Annotated in this window: 20 protein-coding genes; 5 read left to right on the plus strand and 15 right to left on the minus strand. The window is 69.4% G+C overall.

All coding sequences use genetic code 11. The features are described 5' to 3' along the window. The 3 genes from K9U41_RS14220 to K9U41_RS14230 all read left to right on the plus strand — a co-directional run. On the plus strand, positions 1–770 hold a 770-nt coding region (locus tag K9U41_RS14220), incomplete at its 5' end, for an efflux RND transporter permease subunit (RefSeq protein ID WP_282641507.1). A 21-nt stretch (positions 771–791) separates the two neighbouring features. Then, positions 792–1,169 (plus strand): hypothetical protein, encoded by a 378-nt coding sequence (locus K9U41_RS14225; protein WP_282641508.1) that lies wholly within the window; start codon positions 792–794, stop codon positions 1,167–1,169. Between the two features lie 11 nt (positions 1,170–1,180). Continuing rightward, a complete protein-coding gene (locus K9U41_RS14230; protein WP_282641509.1) occupies positions 1,181–1,546 on the plus strand; it encodes a hypothetical protein in 366 nt (121 codons plus the stop codon). Between the two features lie 366 nt (positions 1,547–1,912). Here K9U41_RS14230 and K9U41_RS14235 read toward each other — a convergent pair whose 3' ends face one another. The 8 genes from K9U41_RS14235 to K9U41_RS14270 all read right to left on the minus strand — a co-directional run bounded on the left by K9U41_RS14235 (position 1,913) and on the right by K9U41_RS14270 (position 11,490). After that, positions 1,913–3,094 (minus strand): LLM class flavin-dependent oxidoreductase, encoded by a 1,182-nt coding sequence (locus K9U41_RS14235; RefSeq protein WP_432715798.1) that lies wholly within the window; start codon positions 3,092–3,094, stop codon positions 1,913–1,915. A gap of 176 nt (positions 3,095–3,270) precedes the next feature. Beyond that, positions 3,271–4,641: an LLM class flavin-dependent oxidoreductase gene (locus tag K9U41_RS14240; RefSeq protein WP_282641511.1), complete on the minus strand. Its 1,371-nt coding sequence runs from the start codon at positions 4,639–4,641 to the stop codon at positions 3,271–3,273. A gap of 59 nt (positions 4,642–4,700) precedes the next feature. Further along, entirely contained in the window at positions 4,701–5,822 is a 1,122-nt protein-coding gene (locus K9U41_RS14245; RefSeq protein WP_282641512.1) for an aldo/keto reductase, read from the minus strand. Beyond that, entirely contained in the window at positions 5,819–6,784 is a 966-nt protein-coding gene (locus K9U41_RS14250) for an ABC transporter ATP-binding protein (protein ID WP_282641513.1), read from the minus strand. The genes K9U41_RS14245 and K9U41_RS14250 overlap by 4 nt, the downstream gene beginning before the upstream one ends. Beyond that, positions 6,765–7,784 (minus strand): ABC transporter ATP-binding protein, encoded by a 1,020-nt coding sequence (locus K9U41_RS14255; RefSeq protein WP_282641514.1) that lies wholly within the window; start codon positions 7,782–7,784, stop codon positions 6,765–6,767. The genes K9U41_RS14250 and K9U41_RS14255 overlap by 20 nt, the downstream gene beginning before the upstream one ends. Position 7,785: 1 nt before the next feature. Beyond that, entirely contained in the window at positions 7,786–8,808 is a 1,023-nt protein-coding gene (locus tag K9U41_RS14260) for an ABC transporter permease (protein ID WP_282641515.1), read from the minus strand. Beyond that, complete coding sequence (locus K9U41_RS14265) at positions 8,808–9,794, minus strand: ABC transporter permease (RefSeq protein ID WP_282641516.1); 987 nt, start codon at positions 9,792–9,794, stop codon at positions 8,808–8,810. Before K9U41_RS14265 ends, K9U41_RS14260 begins: the two co-directional genes overlap by 1 nt. Before the next feature lie 55 nt (positions 9,795–9,849). Beyond that, positions 9,850–11,490: an ABC transporter substrate-binding protein gene (locus K9U41_RS14270; protein ID WP_282641517.1), complete on the minus strand. Its 1,641-nt coding sequence runs from the start codon at positions 11,488–11,490 to the stop codon at positions 9,850–9,852. A gap of 228 nt (positions 11,491–11,718) precedes the next feature. Here K9U41_RS14270 and K9U41_RS14275 point away from each other — a divergent pair, with 228 nt between their 5' ends. Beyond that, on the plus strand, positions 11,719–12,693 hold the full coding sequence (locus K9U41_RS14275; RefSeq protein WP_282641518.1) for a TauD/TfdA dioxygenase family protein: 975 nt from the start codon (positions 11,719–11,721) through the stop codon (positions 12,691–12,693). A 120-nt stretch (positions 12,694–12,813) separates the two neighbouring features. Then, the gene (locus K9U41_RS14280; protein WP_282641519.1) at positions 12,814–13,032 is read left to right on the plus strand and encodes a DUF3088 family protein; all 219 of its coding nucleotides are present in this window, start codon (positions 12,814–12,816) and stop codon (positions 13,030–13,032) included. Positions 13,033–13,047: 15 nt separating this feature from the next. Here K9U41_RS14280 and K9U41_RS14285 read toward each other — a convergent pair whose 3' ends face one another. From K9U41_RS14285 to K9U41_RS14315, 7 genes are all read right to left on the minus strand, one after another. Beyond that, positions 13,048–13,917 carry a nitroreductase family protein gene (locus tag K9U41_RS14285; protein ID WP_282641520.1) on the minus strand — a complete coding sequence of 290 codons (870 nt, stop codon included), beginning with the start codon at positions 13,915–13,917 and terminating at the stop codon, positions 13,048–13,050. Between the two features lie 75 nt (positions 13,918–13,992). After that, a complete protein-coding gene (locus K9U41_RS14290) occupies positions 13,993–15,402 on the minus strand; it encodes an LLM class flavin-dependent oxidoreductase (protein ID WP_282641521.1) in 1,410 nt (469 codons plus the stop codon). 16 nt (positions 15,403–15,418) lie between these two features. Further along, positions 15,419–16,621: an acyl-CoA dehydrogenase family protein gene (locus K9U41_RS14295; RefSeq protein ID WP_282641522.1), complete on the minus strand. Its 1,203-nt coding sequence runs from the start codon at positions 16,619–16,621 to the stop codon at positions 15,419–15,421. A 44-nt stretch (positions 16,622–16,665) separates the two neighbouring features. Next, complete coding sequence (locus tag K9U41_RS14300) at positions 16,666–17,499, minus strand: MetQ/NlpA family ABC transporter substrate-binding protein (protein WP_282641523.1); 834 nt, start codon at positions 17,497–17,499, stop codon at positions 16,666–16,668. Positions 17,500–17,787: 288 nt separating this feature from the next. Next, positions 17,788–18,690: an ABC transporter permease gene (locus K9U41_RS14305; RefSeq protein WP_282641524.1), complete on the minus strand. Its 903-nt coding sequence runs from the start codon at positions 18,688–18,690 to the stop codon at positions 17,788–17,790. Beyond that, positions 18,683–19,495: an ABC transporter ATP-binding protein gene (locus tag K9U41_RS14310; RefSeq protein WP_282641525.1), complete on the minus strand. Its 813-nt coding sequence runs from the start codon at positions 19,493–19,495 to the stop codon at positions 18,683–18,685. Before K9U41_RS14310 ends, K9U41_RS14305 begins: the two co-directional genes overlap by 8 nt. 10 nt (positions 19,496–19,505) lie before the next feature. Then, on the minus strand, positions 19,506–20,535 hold a 1,030-nt coding region (locus K9U41_RS14315; protein ID WP_432715797.1), incomplete at its 5' end, for an ABC transporter substrate-binding protein.

Consider the following 20,535-nt stretch of genomic DNA (forward strand, 5'->3'; position numbering starts at 1 on the left):
GGCAGATCCGCTACGTGCCGCTCTCCGCCATCGCCAGCCTCACGGTCTCCCCCGGCCCCAACCAGATCAGCCGGGAGAACGGCAAAAGGCGCATCGTGGTGAGCGCCAACGTGCGCGACCGCGACCTCGGCTCCTTCGTCTCCGACGCCCAGCGGCAAGTGACGGAGAAGGTGAAGCTGCCGGAGGGCTACTGGATCGGCTGGGGCGGCCAGTTCGAGCAACTGGTCTCGGCCAGCCAGCGCCTCGCCATCGTGGTGCCCATTGCGCTGGCGCTCATCTTCCTGCTGCTGTTCATGAGCTTCGGCTCGGTGGCGGATGCGCTGCTGGTGTTTTCCGGGGTGCCGCTGGCGCTCACCGGGGGCATCGCGGCGCTGATCCTGCGCGACCTGCCGCTCTCCATCAGCGCCGGCATCGGCTTCATCGCGCTCTCGGGCGTGGCGGTGCTGAACGGCCTCGTCATCATCGCCTTCATCCAGCGCCTGCGGGCGGAGGGGCGGGACGTGGTGGCGGCGGTGCGCGGCGGCGCCCTCACGCGCCTGCGCCCGGTGCTGATGACGGCGCTGGTCGCCTCCCTCGGCTTCGTGCCCATGGCGCTCGCCGCCGGCCCCGGCGCGGAGGTGCAGCGGCCGCTGGCCACCGTGGTCATCGGCGGCATCATCTCCTCCACCATCCTCACGCTTCTCGTTCTGCCGGCGCTCTACGTGCTGTTCCGGCGCGAGACCAGGCCAGCGGCCTCCACCGAGGTGCTGGCCCAAGCCCCATCCTCCTAGCCCCAGAACGGAGAAAGACCCGTGCTCAAAAGCCTGATCGTCGCCCTCAGCCTGCTTGCCGTTGGCCCGGCCTTCGCCCAGCACGCCCACGGCGCCCAGAAGGGGCCGAACGGAGGCCCCATGGAGGACATCGCCGGTGTCCACGCTGAACTCGTGGTTTCTGGCGAGACCCTGACCTTCCATGTCTTCGATGAGGCGAGCAAGCCCGTCGATACGGCCGGCTTTGCCGGCTCCGCCATGCTGGTTGCCGGTGCTGACCGCAAGACCGTTCCGCTCGCCGCCGCCGGCCAGGCCCTGACGGGCAAAGCTCCGGCACCGGTCGCCAAGGGCACGGTCATCACCCTTCTCATCAAGACCGCCGCCGGCAAGTCCGGGCAGGCGAAGTTCACCGCACCGTAAGGACGCGCACCATGAAAGCCATTACCCTGAAGTGCCTTGTGCGCAGTACCCTGTGCGCGCTGGTGGTTGGCATCGCATCGCCGGCTCTGGCCCTCGATCCGCAGCCGAAGGGCTATCGCGAAAAGCAACGGCACGTATTCCGCGACGTGCAGCTCGGACTGAGCCATCCAGTGCCGCACGGTCGCGGCACGCCCGCCAGCCAGATGCAGGCCAACGATCAGCCGTCCAGTCATCGCGCGCAATCGCGGCATGATGCCGGTGACATGCGGGTCGCGCACGGCCGGCCCGAGAGCCAGGGCAGCAACACGTCCGCCACCCAGGCGCAGGCGGCCGTCGAGCAGTCGACCGCCTCGCCCGTTACCCAAGCCGTGCGGTGAGGTTGCAATCCGTCAGGCAGCGCAGGGGAGACGCCGCGTGAGGAAGCAGGGACGGCCACTGCGGCGCACGACCTGCCATGTCCATGTCCCGGTCTGGGCCATGGCGGCTTCCATCTTCGGCCCCGGTATCCGGCGTCCCCGATGACGCGTTCCGCGAGCGGGAAGCTTCGGCGCGCCTTCTGCAGCAGGCCTTCGGCGCCATCGCGGTCCTGGACGTCGACGATGGCCGTCGTCGGGCTGGCCTCCCCGGCCGGCCTGCTGCCGCGCCTCGACGTAGAGCGCGTGGTGGATCCCCGGGGAGCGGCAAGGCTCCGGCCGCGGCCGATCAGGACAGGGGAGCGCCGCTTACCGCATCTTCGGTCCTGGTCAGAGCCGCAGCCCGGCCTGCTGAAGCAAGGGCAGCGTCGTCGTGGCGAAATGATCGAGATCGACCGCGAAATCATGGAAATTGAGCTGGACCCCGTCGATGCCGGCTTTCTTCAGGGCGGCGAACTGGTCCACCACCTGTTCCGGCGTGCCGATGATCTCGATGTTGCCGCCGAGATTGAGCCCCTGCTTCTGGCTCGGATCGCGACGGCCCTTCCAGGCCACCGCGTCGCTGTCGTAGCCGCGATGGCCGAAGGAGGTGTGGGTGGGCGCGGGCACGCCGTCGGCGATGGCGCGGGCATAGGCCTGCGCCTCCGCCTCCGTGTCACGGCTCACCACGATGGGATTGATGATGGTCTTCACCTCGCGCCCCTTAGCCCGGGCGCGCGCCTTGATGGCGCCGATGTGGGCCGGCAGCGTCTCCAGCGCGCTCTCGATGTGGGCGCCACCGGGCGAGGTGATGAACACGAGGTCCGAATGGCCGGCGGCAAACGCGATGCCGGCCTCCGATCCGGTGGCGGTGACGAGGATCGGCCGGCCGTAGTTCGGCTTCGGCGTGATGTAGCCGTTCACGATCTTCCACGGGTTCAGACGACCTTCATGTGAGAAGTTCTCCGTGTCGCTCCACAGCCGATGGAGCACGTCGAACAGTTCAGCGGTCATCTCGTAGCGCTGGTCGTGGTCGATCCGGCTCCAGCCGAACATCTCGTGCTCGATGGCGCGGTGGCCGGTGACGATGTTGATGCCCCACCGCCCCTTGGAGATGTGGTCGAAGGTCGCCCCGATCTTGGCGATATGGAGCGGATGCCACGGGCCGTAGAGCACGTGCAGGGTGGAGATCAGCAGGATGTTTTTCGTGGTCGCGGCCATGGCGCCCAGCGCCACGAAGCTGTCCAGCGAGGCCTCTCCGTCATAGCCGCCCTTGGGCAGCCACTGGGTGCGGGAGAAGGCGATGTCGAAGCCGAGCGCGTCCGCCTTCTGCACCAGCGCGGCGTTGTAGTCGTAGGTCCAGCTGTTGCCGGTGGGATGGTCCGAGAAGTGGATGTCCTGCAGGTTCAGGAACAGGCCGAGCATCAGCGGCTGGCGGGCGGAGCGCGAGAGCGGGCTGTCGGCGAAGTCCAGCGGGCCGCGCAGGGCAGGGGTACCGTTGCCGGAAGCGGGGGGCGACACGGCCCGGGCCAGGGCGGCGGAGGGCGCTGCGGCGGACGATAGGGCGGACGATATGGCGCTCATGGCAAACCTCGGGGACAGCGGAAAAGGGCAGTCCCGGCCTCTTCCCCGAGCGACCGGGAAAGAGGCCGGGTCCGCAGTCGCCTGCCCGGGGGGAGCGAAGCGGCCGCGATCGTGGGCGCCCGCGCTCAGGCGGTGGCGCGGGCCTCGCCGGCATAGAGGCTCGGCGGACGAGGCAGGCCGTAATGCTCGCGCAGGGTGCGGCCGGTGTATTGTTCCCGGAACAGGCCGCGCCGGCGCAGGATCGGCACCACCTCGGAGGCGAACAGGTCGAAGCCGCCGGGATACCAGGGCGGCATCACGTTGAAGCCGTCGGCGGCGCCGCTGTCGAACCACAGCTGGATCTCGTCGGCGATCTTCTCCGGCGTGCCCACCGCGACATAGTGGCCGCGGGCGCCGGCGAGGCGGTCGATGAGACGGCGCAGGGTCGGCTTTTCGCGCCGCACGATGTCCACCACCAGCTGGAAGCGGCTCGCCACCTGCTTCGCCGGCCCCGCGTCCCTGAACGCATCGAGCGGCACCTCGGCCCCGAGCGGATGGCCGGTGAAGTCCACGCCGGTGATCTGCTTCAGCTGGGAGATGGAATAGTCCGGCTGGATCAGGTCGTTGAAGGCCTCGAAGAGCTGCTGGGCCTCGGCCTCGGTGCTGCCGATATAGGGGCTGATGCCGGGCAGGACCTTCACATGGTCGGGGTTGCGGCCGAGGCCCTGGGCGTGGCGCTTGATGTCGGCATAAAAGGCCCGGGCGCTCTCGACCGTCTGGTGGGCGGTGAAGATGGCCTCGGCATAGCGCGCCGCGAACGAGCGCCCGTCATCGGAGGAGCCGGCCTGCACATAGACCGGGCGGCCCTGGGGCGAGCGCGGCGTGTTGAGCGCGCCTTTCACACGGAAGTGCCGTCCCACATGCTCGATGGGGTGGATCTTGGTATCGTCGGCGAACAGGCCGGAGGCGGGATCGGCGACGAGGGCGTCGTCCTCCCAGCTGTCCCAGAGCTTTGTCACCACGTCCAGAAACTCGGCGGCGCGGGCGTATCGCTCGGCATGGCTCGGGGTTTCGGCGAGGCCGAAATTGCCGCTCGCCTGGGGCACGGCGGTGGTGACGATGTTCCAGCCGGCCCTGCCCCCGCTCAGGTGGTCGAGGGAGGCATAGAGGCGGGCGAGGTTGTAAGGTTCGTAATAGGTGGTCGAGGCCGTGCCGATGAGGCCGATATGGGTGGTCGCCGCCGCGATGGCCGAGAGCCAGGTGAGCGGTTCGATGCGGAAGCGCGAGGCGTAGCGGATATTGTCCACCTGTGCCGGGCCGTCCGCGAAGAAGACCGCGTCGAGCTTCGCCGCCTCGGCCGAGCGGGCGAGGTCCTGGTAGAAGCTGATGTCGAGCAGGCGCTCCGGCCGCGCGCCGGGATAGCGCCAGCCGGCCTCGTGATGGCCGCCGGGATAGATGAAGAGGTTGAGGACGAGCTGCCGCTCGCGCGGCGTGGTCCGGCTCTGGGTCGATGCCATGGGGATCTCTCCTTTGATCGCTCAAGACGCGTGACGGGGCAGAACGGTAGGCATCCGGATCAGCCGGCCCGGGCGATGCGCTCGGCCACGCGTTCCTGCGCGCGCGCCGCGACGCGCGCTGTGGCGTCGCCGCCGCCGGTCAGCGGCACCCGGCCTTCCACCGGGTGGCTCGGGTCGGTGTAGAACGGCGTCGATACATGGCCGTCCGGCACGAGGGAGGCGACCAGCGCCTCGTCCTCGGCGGTGAAGCTGTAGTCGAGGGCGGCCACATAGGCGTCCCACTGCGCCTCGGTCCGCGGGCCGGCGATGGCGGCGGTGACGCGGCTGTTGTTGAGCACCCAGGACAGGGCAAAGGTCGCCGCCGGGATGCCCCGCTCCGCGGCGTGGCGCGCAATGCTCTCGGCGATGCCGATGGATTCCGCCCGCCATTCCGTCTCCAGGATACGCCGGTCGCCGCGCCCGGCGCGACTCTCCGCCTCGGGCGCCGCGCCGGGCCGGTACTTGCCGGTGAGCACGCCCCGCGCCAGCGGCGAATAGGAGACGACCCCGAGGCCGTAATGGTGCGCGGCGGGCAGCTGTTCCACCTCCGCGGTGCGGTCCACGATGTTGTAGAGCGGCTGGCTGGCGACGGGCCGGTCGATGCCGAACTGGTCTGCCAGATGGGCCACCTCGGCGATGCACCAGCCGCGAAAGTTGGAGAGGCCGAAATAGCGTACCTTGCCGGCGCGCACGAGGTCGGCGACGGCCCGCACCGCCTCGCCCAGCGGGGCGTCGAAGATGGCGCGGTGGAAATAGAGGATGTCGATATGGTCCGTGCCGAGGCGGCGCAGGCTCGCCTCCGTCGCCTCGATCACCCACTTGCGGGAGATGCCCTGCCGGTTCGGTCCCGCGCCTGCGGGATTGGCGAACTTGGTGGCCAGCACGAAGCCGTCGCGATCGCTGCGGATGGCGCGCCCGACGATCTCCTCGGTCAGGCCGCCCTGGTAGGCATCCGCGGTGTCGAGGAAGAAGAAGCTCTGGTCCTTCGCCTTGCTGATGATCCGGTGTGAGGTGGCCTCGTCGGTGGGGCCGCCGAACATCATGGTGCCGAGGGCGAGCTTCGGCACCTTGAGGCCGCTGCGGCCGAGATAGCGATAGGACGGGCTTTCCGGCGGCGTTGCGGGGATCGGTCGTGCGGTCATATGGGCAATCCCTCCTGGAGCGCGCTTTCCGGCGCGTGGTGGCAGGCAACGGACTGGCCCGCGCCCACATGGCGCAGGGCCGGATCGGCCTCGGTGCAGATGGGCGTGGCGATGGGGCAGCGCGGGTGGAAGCGGCAGCCCGGCGGAACGTCGCGCGCGCTCGGCAGGTCGCCGGACAGCGGCGCGGCATGGCGCCGGCGCCCCGGCGTGGGCACCGCCTCGATCAGCGCGCGCGTGTAGGGGTGGAGCGGGCTGGCGAAGATGGCCTGCCAGGAACCCGTCTCCACGATGCGGCCGAGATACATGACCAGCACCCGGTCGGCGAAGTAGCGCACCACGGAAAGGTCGTGCGAGATGAAGAGATAGGACAGGCTCATCTGCGCCTTCAGGCCCGCCAGCAGATTGAGGATCTGCGCCTGGATGGAGAGGTCGAGGGCCGAGACCGGCTCGTCGCAGATCACCAGCCTGGGCGCGAGGATGAGGGCGCGGGCGATGCCCAGCCGCTGGCGCTGGCCGCCCGAGAATTCGTGCGGGTAACGGGACAGGGCGGCGCGTGGCAGGCCCACCCGTTCCAGTGCATCGCCGGCCGCCGTCAGCCGCTCCTTCCGCGGCACGAGGCCATGGACCGCCAGCGGACCCGAGAGAATCTCGCCGACGCTCTGCCGCGGATTGAGGGAGGCGAACGGATCCTGGAACACCATCTGCGCCTGCCGGCGATAGGCCTTCAGCGCCGGGCCGCGGAGCGCGCCCACGTCCAGCCCGTCGAACAGCACGCGGCCCGAGGCCGGCTCCACCAGCCGCATCAGCACCCGGGCGAGGGAGGATTTGCCGCAACCGCTCTCGCCCACGAGGCCGACGGTTTCGCCCGGCTCCACGGCGAAGCTGACCCCGTCCACGGCCCGCAGCCGCCGGCCGCCGGTCTCATAGCCGGCATGGAGGTTCTCAACCGACAGGAGTGGCATGGTGCGCCTCCTCCTGCGGGATGGCGGCCGTGGTGACCGGGCAGGCCACGAGATGGCCCGGCGCTACCGCGTCAAGCTCCGGCAGCGCGTCCCTGCAGAGGGTGCGGGCCACAGCGCAGCGCGGCGCGAAGGCGCAGCCCCGTTCGCCGGCCGCCGAGGCGATGGAGCCGCGAATCTCGGCAAGCGCGCCGACGGAATAGTGCTGGCCGGCGTCCAGCCGGGGCGAGGCGGCCAGCAGCCCCCGCGTGTAGGGATGGAGCGGCGTGCCGAACAGCGTCTCGAAGGGCGCTTCCTCCACCTTGCGGCCGGCATACATGACCGCCACCCGGTCCGCCCACTCCGCCACCACGCCCAGGTCATGGGTGATGAGCAGGAGGCCCATGGAGAAGTCGCGCCGCAGGGCGTCCAGCAGGTCCAGCACCTGGGCCTGGATGGTCACGTCGAGGGCGGTGGTCGGCTCGTCGGCGATGAGCAGGCGTGGCGCGCAGGCGACCGCGATGGCGATCATGACCCGTTGGCGCATCCCCCCGGACAGCTCGTGCGGATAGTCCTCGACGCGCCGCCGCGGCTCGGGGATGCGCACGAGATCCAGCAGCTCGACCGCCCGCGCCCGGGCCGCCCGCCACGACAGCCCCTCGTGGAACCGCACCACCTCGGCGATCTGCCGGCCCACCGACAGCACCGGATTGAGCGAGGTCATGGGTTCCTGGAACACCATGGCGATGTCCCGGCCTCGCACCTGCCGCAGCGCCGCGTCATCGAGGCGGGCGAGGTCCGAAACGCCCCCGCCGCGTCCCCGGAACAGCACTTCGCCGGACGCGATGCGGGCCGTATCCGGCAGGAGCCGCATCAGCGCGAGGGCGGTCAGCGACTTGCCGGAGCCGCTCTCCCCCACCAGCGCCACCGTCTCGCCGGCCGCCACCGTGAGGGACAGGCCGTGCACCGGCGTGGCGCGGGGGAAGGCGATGGAAAGATCGCGCACATCGAGCAGAGCCGCCATCTCACGGCTCCCCCGACAAGCGCGGATTGAGGGCCTCGTTGAGCCCGTCGCCGATGAGGTTGAGCGAGAGCACGGTGAGGACGATGGCGACGCCCGGCGCCGCGCTGAGGTACCAGGCCGTGCGCAGGAGGTCGCGCCCGGTGCCGATCATGGAGCCCCAGCTCACCACGTTCGGATCGCCGAGCCCCATGAAGGAGAGCGCGCTTTCCATGAGGATGGCGGTGGCGACCGTCACCGAGGCGAGCACGATCACCGGCGGCAGGGCATTCGGCAGGATCTCGCGGAAGATGATGCGGCGGTGGCCGTAGCCGAGCGCGCGGGCGGCGGCGACGAACTCCTTCTCCTTCAGCGCGCGGAACTGCGCCCGCACCAGCCGCGCCACCTGGGGCCAGGACACCGCGCCGATCGCCAGGGTGATGGCCGGGACCGACGGCTGGGCGATGGCGACCAGCACGATCAGCAGGATGAAGCCAGGCACCGTCTGGAAGATCTCGACGAGCTTGGAGAGCGCATCGTCCACCAGCCCGCCGAAATAGCCGGCCGTGGCGCCGATGAGAATGCCCGCGACGAGCCCGGCGAGAGTCGCGAATGCTCCCACCAGCAGGCTGATCCGGGCGCCATGCGCCAGCCCGGCCAGCACGTTCCGGCCCAAGGCATCGGTGCCGAGCGGAAAGCGCGGGTCCTGGCCGGGCCATTGCAACGGACGGCCCGCCATCTCCAGCGGATCGTCAGGGAAGAGGATGGGGGCGGCGAGCGCCGCCCCCGCCACGACGGCAAGGATGAGGAGCCCCGCCACCGCCGTGGGATTGGAAAGGAACACGCCGAGCGCGCGGCGGCGGCCGGCCGGCGCCAGCTTCTGCACCTCGGAGGTCGCCGCGCGTGCGGCGTCTGGGGCGTGCACGTTCGGCCAGGGTTCCGATTCCGTCTCCGGACGGCGTCCGGCGCCAAGGGCCGCAGCCGCTGCCCGGTCCTCTGCCTCGGCGGCGCGGGCGCCGCGGGCGGCGAAGGTCTCGCTCCCGTGCATCACCGCACCTCGATGCGCGGGTCGAGCCACGCCTGAAGGATGTCGACGGCCGCGTTGACGACCACGACCAGCAGCGACGACAGCAGAAGGATGCCCAGCAGCACATGGAAGTCCCGCCCCATCACCGCCTCGTAGGCGAGACGACCGAGGCCGGGCCAGCTGAAGACGGTCTCCACCACCACCGCCCCGCCCATGAGCCCGGCGAGATGGATGCCGGCCATGGTGGTGACGGGGATGAGGGCATTGCGCAGCACATGGTCGCGGGTGACGGCGAGGGGCGGCAGCCCCTTGGCGCGCGCGGTGCGCACATGGTCCTGCGCTTTCACCTCCAGCATGTCGCCGCGGGTGAGGCGGGCGTAGATGGCGACGTAGAACAGCGCGAGGGAGAGGGCCGGCAGGACCTGGTAGCGCGCGCGGTCCACGAAGGCGCCCCAGCCGGTAAGCCCGGCCCCGATGGTTTCGGCGCCGCCGCTCGGCAGCCAGCCCAGCTTCACCGAGAACAGGACGATGAACATGAGCCCGATCCAGAAGCTCGGGATGGAATAGAAGAGCAGCGAGAGCACACTGAGCGCCCGGTCCGCCGGCCGGCCCGCAAAGCTCGCCATGATCGCGCCCAGCGTGATGCCGAGGAGGAGGGCGAGAGCGAGCGCGGAGCCCATCAGGCTCAGGGTGTTGGGCAGGCGCGCGGCGATCAGCGCCGCCACCGGCTGGTTGTAGCGCGGCGACACGCCGAGGCTGAAATGGGCGAGGTTGTGGAGATAGCCGCCGAGCTGCTGCAGCACCGGCAGGTCCAGACCGAACTTCGCCTTGAGCGCGCTCAGCGTCTCCACCGTGGCCGCCCCCGCCTCGCCGGCCAGCACGTCGGCGGCGTCGCCCGGCGTCAGCCGCAGCAGGAAGAAGTTGAGGATGACGATGCCGATGACGGTCGGCACCGCCTGAAGAGCGGTGCGCCGCACCGCCTTCAGGATGCGCGGGAGCCGCCTCACGACGCCCGCCCCTCGCCAGCCGGCCTGCGCCGGCGATCGCTGCCGCCGCGCACGGTCATTTCTCGATATAGATGTCGGCGAAGGAGGCATCGACGCCGGTCACGCCGATGGTGTGGTTCTTCACCTTCCGGTTGAAGATGGTCACTCCGTCGGTCGCGATCAGGCCGAGCGCGGCGACATCCTCATAGACGATCTTCTGGAACGCGAACCAGAGCTGCCGGCGTTTCTGCAGGTCCGCCTCCACCGCCGCCGCTTCCAGCAACCGGTCAACGTCCGGATTGCTGTAGTGCGAGGCGTTCGAGAACGGCAAGCCGACGCGGAAGTTGCTGGACCACAGGGTGCGCTGCACGCCGAGCGTCGGATCGAAGAGGTTCTGCAGGGATTCCAGCGTGAGGTCGAAGTCGCGCCCCGTATAGGTCTTCTGGATGTAGGTCGAGAAATCGAAGAACTGGAAGTCCACCGGAATGCCGACCCTGGCGAGCGACTGCTTGATGAAATCCCCGGAAGCCTGTGTGTTGAAGGGATTGGCGTAGAGCCGCAGCGGGAAGCGCGTGCCGTCCGCCTTGCGCGGATAGCCGGCCTCGTCCAGAAGGCGGTTCGCGGCCTTCAGGTCATAGCCATAGGGCTCGATGGACGGGTCGAAGAACGCCTTCAGGTTGGGGCTGACCACCGAGGGCGCCACCTTGCCGTAGCCGAAATAGACCACGTCGAGCAGCTTCTGCTGGTCGATCGCATGGGCGATGGCCAGACGCACGCGCCTGTCCTGCAGGATCGGCCGCTCGAAATTGAAATAGAGCTGGGTCATGCGGCCGGCATATTCATAGCCGTGCTTTTCCACCCCGAGGCCCGGCAGCGCCGAGACGCGGGCGAGATCGGCATAGGGCACCGGCGGGCCGCCGGCGAGGTCGAGCTCTCCCGTCTCGAAGGCCGCCGAACGCGCGCTCTGGTCGGCGATGAAACGCACGACGACGCGGTCGAGATAGGGCTTGCCCGTGTCCCAATAATCGGGGTTGCGGTCGAGGATGATGTGGCTGCCCCGCACCCATTCCTTGAAGATGAACGGGCCGGTGCCAATGGGGGCGGAGCCGTTCTTGTTGGTGAGCGGATCGGTCCCTTCGTAGATGTGCTTCGCCACGATGGGTGATTCGTTGGCATCGAGCGCGGTCAGAAGATACGGCGCGGGCTTGGACAGGCGGATGATCGCCGTGGCGGGGTCGGGCGTCTCCACCGCGGTCACCGACGCGAAGGTGCCACGGCCGCGCGGGTGGTGCTCCTTCAGGAGCTTGATGGAATAGGCCACGTCCGCGGCGGTGAAGTCCTTGCCATCGTGCCACTTCACCCCCTGCCGCAGCTTGAAGGTGTAGCTCAGGCCGTCGGGGCTGACGCTCCATTCGGAGGCGAGCGCCGGCCGCGGTTTGAAGTCGAGGTCATAGGTGAGGAGACCTTCCGTCACCTTCGGCGACACGCGCTGGGTGGGCCCCGCCGTGTGCGCGATGGTGACCAGCGTCGAGGGCTCGTGCTCCACCAGGAAGCGCAGGACGCCGCCCCGCACGGGCTGCGGTGCCTCGGCCCGGGCCGCGGACAGGGCATGGGGCGAGAGAAGAGCGAAGGACGCGGTCAACAGGCCTGCCAGAACGACGCTCCATCCGTTGAACCCGAAGGCACCGGCTTGATGGCTTGCGAGCTTCACCGTCATGGCTTCACCGTCATGGGCTTCACCGTCATGGGCTTCGTCGTGTCGGCGGTCAGGCGCATGCCGGTCTCCTCGCGGTCTGGTCACGGCGCAACGATAGGAGGCCGGCGCCCTTCGTCAATTATTTTTTGATAAAATCGATCATTAAACTAGAATATGTCTGCGTCGCTTGCCGCGCGCCCGATCGGCATGCCGCCGCAGGGCCGCAGAGCGCCGAGGAAAGGAAGAACAATGTCCAGCGCCCAGACCGTTCCAGCCGTCGCAAACGGGTTCACCGATTTGCAGCCGCGCCACATCGCCGTGCACCCGTTGACCGGCCATATCGGGGCGGAGATCGAGGCCCCGGATCTCTCCAGGCCCCTCGCGCCCGAGGTCGTGGACGAGATCCGCTCTGCCTTGCTCAAGTGGAAGGTGGTGTTCTTTCGCAATCAGCCGTTGAGCCATGCCGAGCACGTCGCGCTCGCCTCCGTCTTCGGCGCGCCCACCATCGGCCATCCGGTGTTCGGCTTCGTCGAAGGCCATCCGCAGGTCTATTCCATCGCCCGCGACCGGTTCACCGCCCGCCACACCGGCGAACCCCTGATCCGCCCGTGGACGGGCTGGCACACGGACGTGACCGCCGCGGTCAATCCTCCGGCCGCCTCCATCCTGCGCGGCGTGGTCATCCCGCCCTATGGCGGCGATACGTTCTGGACCAACCTCGCCGTGGCCTACGCGGTCTTGTCGCCGACGCTGCGGAGCTTCGTCGATACCCTGCGCGGCATTCACGCCTTCTCACCGCCGGAGGGGCAGTCCGCCACCGACGCTTTCAGGGAGAAGAACCGGCGCCGCCCGCTGGTCAGCGAGCATCCGCTCGTCCGGGTCATTCCCGAGACCGGCGAACGGGTGCTGTTCGTGAGCCCGTCCTTCCTCAAGAGCATCACCGGACTGTCCCCGCGAGAGAGCCAGCAGATTCTGGAGCTTCTGTTCGAGCACATCACCCGGCCCGAATTCACCGTGCGCTTCCGCTGGCGGGAGGGCTCCATCGCCTTCTGGGACAATCGCGCCACCGCCCACCTCGCGCCGCGCGACATCTACGCCCTCGATTTCGACCGTCAGCTCTACCGCATCACGCTGAAGGGCGACGTGCCGGTCGGGGTCGACGGGCGCCCCTCCACGAGCATCGAGGGCGAGCCGCTGGACGCCTTCACGGCCGGCACGGCCTGAGCGGCCAGCGCCGGCTCCTCTCCTCCACTGACGGGTCCGCGCTTCACCGGCGCAGGCCCGTCCCATGTGCCGGTGCCGGGCGACCGGCCCGGATCCACCCGCCCCACCGGATCATCGCTCATGAGCCGTGACCTCCTCATCCTCCTTGCCCCCGGATTCAGTGACCCCGCCCGCCCTGGCCGGCGCTTCTTCTGCCCCGACTGCAACCGGGTCGAAGGCGTGCTCGCCAGCAATCCCGGCCTCGCGGACCGGATCACCGTCAGGCGGGTGCCGTTTCCGCGGCCCCGCGCGGAGGTCGTCGCGCTTCTTGGGCCGGACAACCGCCGCCGGATCGCCTGAGCACCCCCCGGCGCCTCAGCGCAGGCCGAAGCCGAGGGTCGCGAGCGCGTCACGGATGCGATCGCGGCCGCTCAGGGCCTCGGCGCCGCGCACGCGGCTGAGGGCGGCGCTGGTCCAGCCGACTTCCGGCAGGCCCTGCCCCTTCTGGAAGACCTTGATGGCCTCCTCGTAATGGTCGAGTGCCGCCTGCGGCAGGCTCGCATCGTAGCGCTCGCGGTGGAGCACGAGGCGGGGCGAGAGACGCGGCTTCACCTCCGCCGGCCGTTCCGGGTCGGGATAGCCGATGGCGAGGCCGAACACGCCGAGCACATTGGGCGGGAGGCCCAGCAGGCCCGCCACCTCCACCGGCCGGTTGCGGAACGCACCGAGATAGACCCCGCCGAGGCCGAGGGATTCCAGCGCCACCAGTGCATTCTGCGCGGCCAGCGCGGCGTCGATGATGGCCACGAACAGCGTTTCCAGAAAGGCGAGCGCATCGGTCGGCTGGGCCCCCCGGCGGCCGACTTCCTCAAGGCGGGCGAGGTCGGCGAGCCACACCAGCACCAGCGGGGCCTCGACGACGTGCTTCTGGCCGCCCGCGATCTCGGCGAGGCGCGCCTTGGTGGCGGGGTTCTCCACCGCCACCACGCTGAAGGTCTGCAGGTTGGACGAGGACGGCGCCGACTGGGCCGCCGCCACCAGCGTCTCGACCAGCCCCTCCGGCAACGGGCGGTGGGCGAAGGCCCGGACCGACCGATGGGACAGAAGGCCGGCGATGGTGTCGTTCAGGAGCAGGCCCGCGGGCGCTTCCGCCGGCCCGTAGCGCGCATCGAGAAGGGCACGCAGGGCCGCCGCATCGGCGGACGGTCCGGGCTGGGCTGGTGCATCGGCAACGGCGGCAGTCATGGGCATCTCCTTCAAGCGGTGCGGCGCCTATTGGATCAATGTCTTGCGCCGGCGGCAGGCATGGGATGGTCGGCGTCAGGCCCGGGCCAGGCGCGGCCGCGGGTCCGCCGCCGTCCCGATGCCCCGGTAACCCGCCGCCGGATGGGTGTCCGGCAGCTTCGGGCCGCGGCCCGGGAACAGCTTCTCGCGCAGCGTGCCTTCGTCATAGGCGGTCTTGTACACCCCGCGGTCCTGCAATTCCGGCACCACGAGGTCGACGAACGCCTCCAGCGTCTCGTGGGAGACCAGACGGTTGAGGTTGAAGCCGTCCACGTCCGTGTCCCTGACCCAGGAGACGATCTCGTCCGCCACCTCTCCGGGCGCGCCGACAATGAAGGGCGCGCGGGCGCCCGTGGCGGAGAGGGTCGCCAGGTCCTTCACCTTCAGCGGCTCGGGACTGCGCAGGGTGAGGTTTTCGAGGGTGGATTGGATGGCGTTGCTCTTCACGTAGGAGATGGCCTCCTGCGGGTCGAGCGTCGAGAGGTCCACCCCTGTCCACCCCGACAGCAGCGCCAGCTGCCCGGCCGTGTCCACATACTGGGCATAGTCCGCAAGGCGGTCCATGGCCTCCGCCCGCGTCGGCGCGACGATGACGGTGGCCCCCGCGAACATCCGGATGTCATAGGGATCGCGGCCGAAGCCCACCGCCGCCTGCCGCACCGCGCGGGCCGCCTCGGCCAGGATGGGCCGGGTCTGGCCGTTGAGGAAGATGCCCTCCGAGTGCTTCGCCGCGAACAGCCGTCCGCGCCCCGATGTCCCCGCCTGGTAGAGCACCGGCGTGCGCTGGGGCGACGGCTCGGCGAGCTGGATGCCGTCCACCTGGTAGAAGGGGCCATCGTGACGGATGCGATGCACAAGGGCGGGATCGCTGAAGAGGCGCGCGTTCCGGTCGCGCCGGACCGCGCCATCCTCCCAGCTTCCCTCCCACAGCTTGTAGGCGGCGGCGAGGAAATCCTCCGCCGCCTCGTAGCGCACGTCATGGGAGCGGTTGGCGTCGTGGCCCATCCCCTTCGCGCCGCTGTCCAGATAGCCGGTCACGATGTTCCAGCCGACGCGCCCGCCGGTGAGGTGGTCCAGGGTCGCGAAGCGGCGGGCGAACTGATAGGGGTGCTCGTAGGTGAGGTTGGCGGTGACGCCGAAGCCGATGTGCCGCGTCGCGTGCGCCATGGTGGGCACCACCAGTGCCGGGTCGATCTGCGGCGTCTGGGCGCCCGACCGGAGCGCGGCGTCCGGGCTGCCCCCGTAGACATCATAGAGGCCGAACACGTCGGCGATGAAGATGCCGTCGAACAGGCCGCGCTCCGCGATCCGCGCCAGATCCACCCAATAGTCGAGACTGTTGTAGTCCGCAGCCCGGTCGCGCGGGTGCGCCCACAACCCCGCCCAGGTGTGGCCCGGGGCGGCCATGTTGAAGGCGTTGAAGCGGATTTGCCTGGGACGGCTCATGGCAGGTCTTTCGCAGTCAGCTGTACAGCGGGGTTGGCGTGATGGTGCCGTTGAGCGCGAAATTGCCCACCTCCCGCGATTTGTAGACCACCGGGTCATGCAGGGTGTGGGTGCGGATGTTCCGCCAGAAGCGGTCGTAGCCGGCGGCACCGGCGGTGGCGCGGGCGCCCATCAGCTCGAAGATCTTCGAGGTGACCTCCAGTGCGGTGCGGCTCGCATGGACCTTGGCGGCATAGATCGCGGCGGCGGCCACGTTGCGCTCCTCGGGCGTGATGTGGTTGCCGCGGTCCGTCGCCGCCTCGAACTGCTGCCCGGCCACATCGGCAAGGGCCACGGCGGCGCGCAGTTCCACATCGAGATTGCCATAATGCTCGAGGATATAGGGGTCGAGGCTCGCCCTCTCGACGCCGGAGGCCTGCCATGGCCGCGAGGTGGTGCGGATATAGCGGGCGGCTTCCGCAAGCGCGCCCTCCGCCGTGCCGATGTAGAAGTTGACGATGAGAAGCTGGTGGAATGGCACCACGAGGCTGGTGCGCGGCGCCGGCGCGGCGGTCGGGTCGCCCAGCACCTCGTCCTGCTCCACCCTCACGTCGGCAAAGGTGATGGTGCCGCTCTCCGACAGCCGCTGGCCGAAGGCATCCCAGTCGTTGCCGTGGGTCACGCCGTCGCGATCGCCGGGCACGACAATGACCGCGAAGCCGTCGCCGAGCTGCGCGCGCAACGTGATCCGGTCGGCGAGCGCGGCATTGGAGGCGAAGGTCTTGCGGCCGGACAGGCGAAAGCCGCCCGCCTCCGGGGTGAGCCGCGATTCGGGATCGCGCGGGTTGGAGGCGCCGCCCCAGAACCACTTGCCGGCCACGGACGCGCGGGAGAGCCGTTCGGCCTGCTCCGGCGTCGCCCGCCACAAGGCATTGGTAAGGTGGAGATAGTGGTAGGCCAGAAGCTGGGCGATGGAGGCGTCCGCCCGGCCGATCAGCCGGGTGGCGACGAGCGCGTCGGTGAAGCTTCCCCCGCCGCCGCCGTGCGCCACGGGATTGAGCAGGGCAAGCAGCCCCGCCTCCCGCAGCAGTTCCAGCTCCCGCCGGGGCGAGGCCCCGGCATGGTCGCGCGCGGCGGCATCCGGCACGAGCGCGTCGGCGACACCCTGGGCGAGGGCGGTCCAGTCCGGTCGCGGCGAGGGACGTGCCGCAGCAACAGGCTGTAGGGAAGAACGGGTCATGGGCGAGGCTCCTGAGGCGCGGATCGGCTGCGGTGGGCGGGCGCTCACCAGGCAGGCAGGATGCTTCCCTTGAACTTGGCGAGGGTGAAGTCCTTCACCGGCTGCGAGCGGTAGACCTCGATGAACTTGCGGATCCTCGGATCATCCTTGCGGTCTTCGCGGGCGGCGAAGACGAGGGTGAAATAGGGCTTGGCTTCCTCCACCGCGGTCTCGGCCACCAGCGCGGTGTTGAGGTCGAGGCCTGCGAGATAGGCATAGTTGGAGGAGACGAAGGCCGCCGCCACGTCATCCAGCGAGCGCGGCAGCTGGGCGGCGTCGATCTCGACGATCTGCAGCTTCTTCGGGTTCTCCGCCACGTCGAGCACGCTGGCATACAGGCCGGTGCCCGGCTTCAGCTGGATGAGCCCGGCCTTCTGGAACAGCAGCAGGGCGCGGCCGCCATTGGTGGGGTCGTTGGGGATGGCGATCTTGGCCCCGGCCGGGATGTCGGCGGCGCGGGTGTATTTCCTGGAGTAGATGCCGGCCGGCACCAGGAGCGATTCGTCGAGGGCGACGATCTGGTAGCCCCGCGTCTTGACCTGGTTGGCGAGGTAGGGGCGGTTCTGGAAGTTGTTGAGGTCGATGTCGCCGGCCTGCAGAGCCGCGTTCGGCTGGTTCCAGTCGGTGAATTCGATGATCTCGGCCTTGATCCCCTGCTTCTCGGACAGCCGGGCCGCCTCGCGCAGCACGTCGCCATAGGGGCCGGCGGAAACGCCGACCTTGAGGGGCTTGTCGGTCGGCGCCGCGGGGGCTTGCGCGTGGACCGCCGTGCCGACGGAAAGGAGGGTCAGGCCGGAAAGGAACAGCGCTAAGAAGCGGGAGCGGGAAAGGAAGGTCATGAGTCCGTCGCGGTCTTGGCCGGGTGTGCCGGCGATGGGGGGCATCGCGCCCGATGCCAATTTTTAAGCAAATCTATTGAATTAGTAAATAATGAATCCGACGAATGCCCCGGGGCGTCCAGCCGCCCCGTGTGGGGTCATCCCGCCTGCTTCACCTGCGCGATAATGGTGCCGGCACGGCCGGTGCCGGCGGCAGGCGTCCCCTCGCACGGCCGGCCCGCTGCGACGGCGATCAGGCGCTTCGCCTTTCTCCGCCTGTCGAGCACCGCCTCGCGGCGGCGCTCCCTCTCAGCGCTGCAGGCCCCAGCGCCGGACCGTGCGCTGCTCGACGAGGCGGAACAGCACCTCCACCAGCAACCCGATGAGGATAACGGTCACGAGGCCGGCAAAGACCTTGTCGGTGAGCAGTTCGTTGCGGTTGCGATAGATGTACCAGCCGAGACCGCCGGAGCGGGAGGAGACGCCGAACACCAGCTCCGCCGCGATCAGCGTGCGCCAGGCGAAGGCCCAGGCGATCTTGAGGCCCGAGAGCAGGGACGGAAGGGCCGCCGGAATCAGGATGAGAGCGATGTAGGAGATGCCCCGCAGCCCGTAGTTTCGCCCCACGAGGCGCTGGGTTTCCGGCACCTGCTCGAAGCCGGTGAGGGCGGCGAGGGCGAACGGCCACAGCACCGCGTGCACCATCACCAGCAGCAGGCTCGCCTCGCCGAGGCCGAGCCACAGCATGGCGAGCGGCAGGAGGGCGATGGCCGGGAGCGGGTTGAACATGGCGGTGAGCGTGAGCAGCACCTCCTTCGCGAACGGTACCGCGATGGCCACCGAAACGAACACCAGCGCCAGGGCGACCGCCAGAGCGTAGCCCTTCAGCAGCACGGTGATCGAGGCGACCGATGCCGGCAAAAGGTCCTCGTGGCGCAGACCCTCGGCCAGCGCCGACATGGTATCGGTGAAGGTCGGGAAGAGCAGCGGGTTGTTCTGCCACAGCGCCGCCACCTGCCAGAGGGCGGCGAGGCTTGCCAGCACCACGGCGCGCCGCACCAGCGTGATCTGCCACAACGCCGCGAGCGCGCCGGCGACCTGCGCGCGCGGCGTGCCGCCGGCGACATCATGGGCGCGCGATCCCGTGGAAGGACCGGCACCGCGTCGGCCCGCGCCGGCGAGGTCGGCGTCGGACGCCAGGGAGTCAGACATGGCGGGCTCCATCGGCGAACAGCAGGTCATGAACGTCACGGACCACCTGCTCGAAGGCGGGGGTGCCGCGCTCGGCAAGGCCGAGGCCCGCGGTCTCGAAGGTGGCGATGGTCCGGCCCGGATGGGCGGCGAGCAGGTGAAGCCGGGTGCCCACCAGCACCGCCTCGTCGATGGCGTGGGTGACGAACACCAAAGTGAAGCCCTGCTCCTCGGCCAGCTTGAGCAGGTCTTCCTGCAGCGTCCGGCGGGTCAGTGCGTCGAGGGCGGCGAAGGGCTCGTCCATCAGCAGCACGTCGGGTTCGGCCGCAAGCGCCCGGGCGATGGCGGCGCGCTGCTTCATGCCGCCAGACAGGGTGTGGGGATAGGCGTCGAGCGCCCGGGCAAGGCCGACCTTCACCAGCGCCGCATCCGCCCGCTCGCGCGCCTCCCGCAGTGGCACCTTGCGGGCGACGCGCAGCGGGAAGGCGACATTGTCGCGCACGCTCTTCCACGGCAGCAACTGGTCGAACTCCTGAAACACCACGATGCGGTCCGGCCCGGGTCCCTTGATGGCCGCGCCGCGGATGTGCACGGTACCGGCGGCGGGCTTCAGGAAGCCCGCCAGCGCCTTGAGGATGGAGGATTTGCCGCAACCTGAAGGTCCGAGCAGCACCAGCCGCTCCCCCGCCGCGACGTCGAAGCTCACATCCTCCACCGCGCGGTGCCGCCCGGCGGCGCCCGCATAGTCGAGGGTGAGGCCGCGCGCCTCCAGCACCGGCACGGCGCTGCGGACTTCGGCGGAGGGGATCACGGGCAGGGCCGTCATGCGTCCCTCCTCAGCTGCCGGATGCCGAATGCAGGTCTTCGAAGGTGAAGTCCTTGAAGCTCGCCGGCTTGGCCTTGATGGCGCCGATGCGGTTCATGAAATCGGCGAACTTCAGCGTGCCGAGGGGCACGATGGTATATTGGGTATCGGGATCGGAGAGCACTTCGGTGATGAAGGCCGGGTCGAGCTTGGACTGCTCCACCTTCACATAGATCTCTGCCGCCTCCTTGCGGTTCTGATCCACCCATCGGGTCGCCTCCTCGAAGGCATCGAGGAAGGCCTTGTAGGTCTTCGGATTGTCCTGGCGGAATTTCACCTTCGCATAAGCCACGGTGGGCGTCACCGGGCCACCGAAGATCTCGTAGGAGGAGAACACCTTGTGGATCTTCGGGTCTTTCAGAGCATGGTTCTGGAACGGTGCGTTGGAGAGATAGCCGGTGATCTCCGTGGAGCCGGACAGCAGGGCCGCTGTCGCATCCGGATGCGGCAGCGTCACCATCAGCTGATCCAGCTTCTTCGCATTGCCGGGGCCGAAGGTCTGCTCGGCCGCGAGCTGCAGGATGCGGGCCTGCACCGAAACGCCCGCCACCGGCATGGCGATGCGGTCCTTCTCGGTGAAGTCCTTGATGGTCTTCACATTGGGATTGTTGGTGAGCAGGAAGTTCGGCTGTGCCCCGAACGCCCCGACGATCTTCACCGCGTTGGCGGTGTCCTGCGTCTTGTCCCACAGGGTGAGGAAGGGCCCGATGCCGGCCGAGGCGATGTCGATGTTGCCGGCAAGCAGCGCATCGTTCACCGCCGAGCCGCCGGACAGGCGCGTCCAGTCCACGGTAATGTCGATGCCCAGCGCCTTGCCGTGCTTCTCGATCAGGCCCTTCTCCTTCATCACGTGGAAGGGCGTGTAGAGGGTGCCGAACTGCTGGGCGATGCGCAGGACGCCTTCCGCCCGGGCGGGCAGGGCGGCAAGGGGACCGAACGCGAGGAGCGTGCCCAGCACGGCGCCGAGCGCGGCGCGGCGGGTGGGGAGGAGACGGGTGGGG

The organism is Xanthobacter autotrophicus, assembly GCF_029991245.1.
GTDB lineage: Bacteria > Pseudomonadota > Alphaproteobacteria > Rhizobiales > Xanthobacteraceae > Xanthobacter > Xanthobacter autotrophicus_C.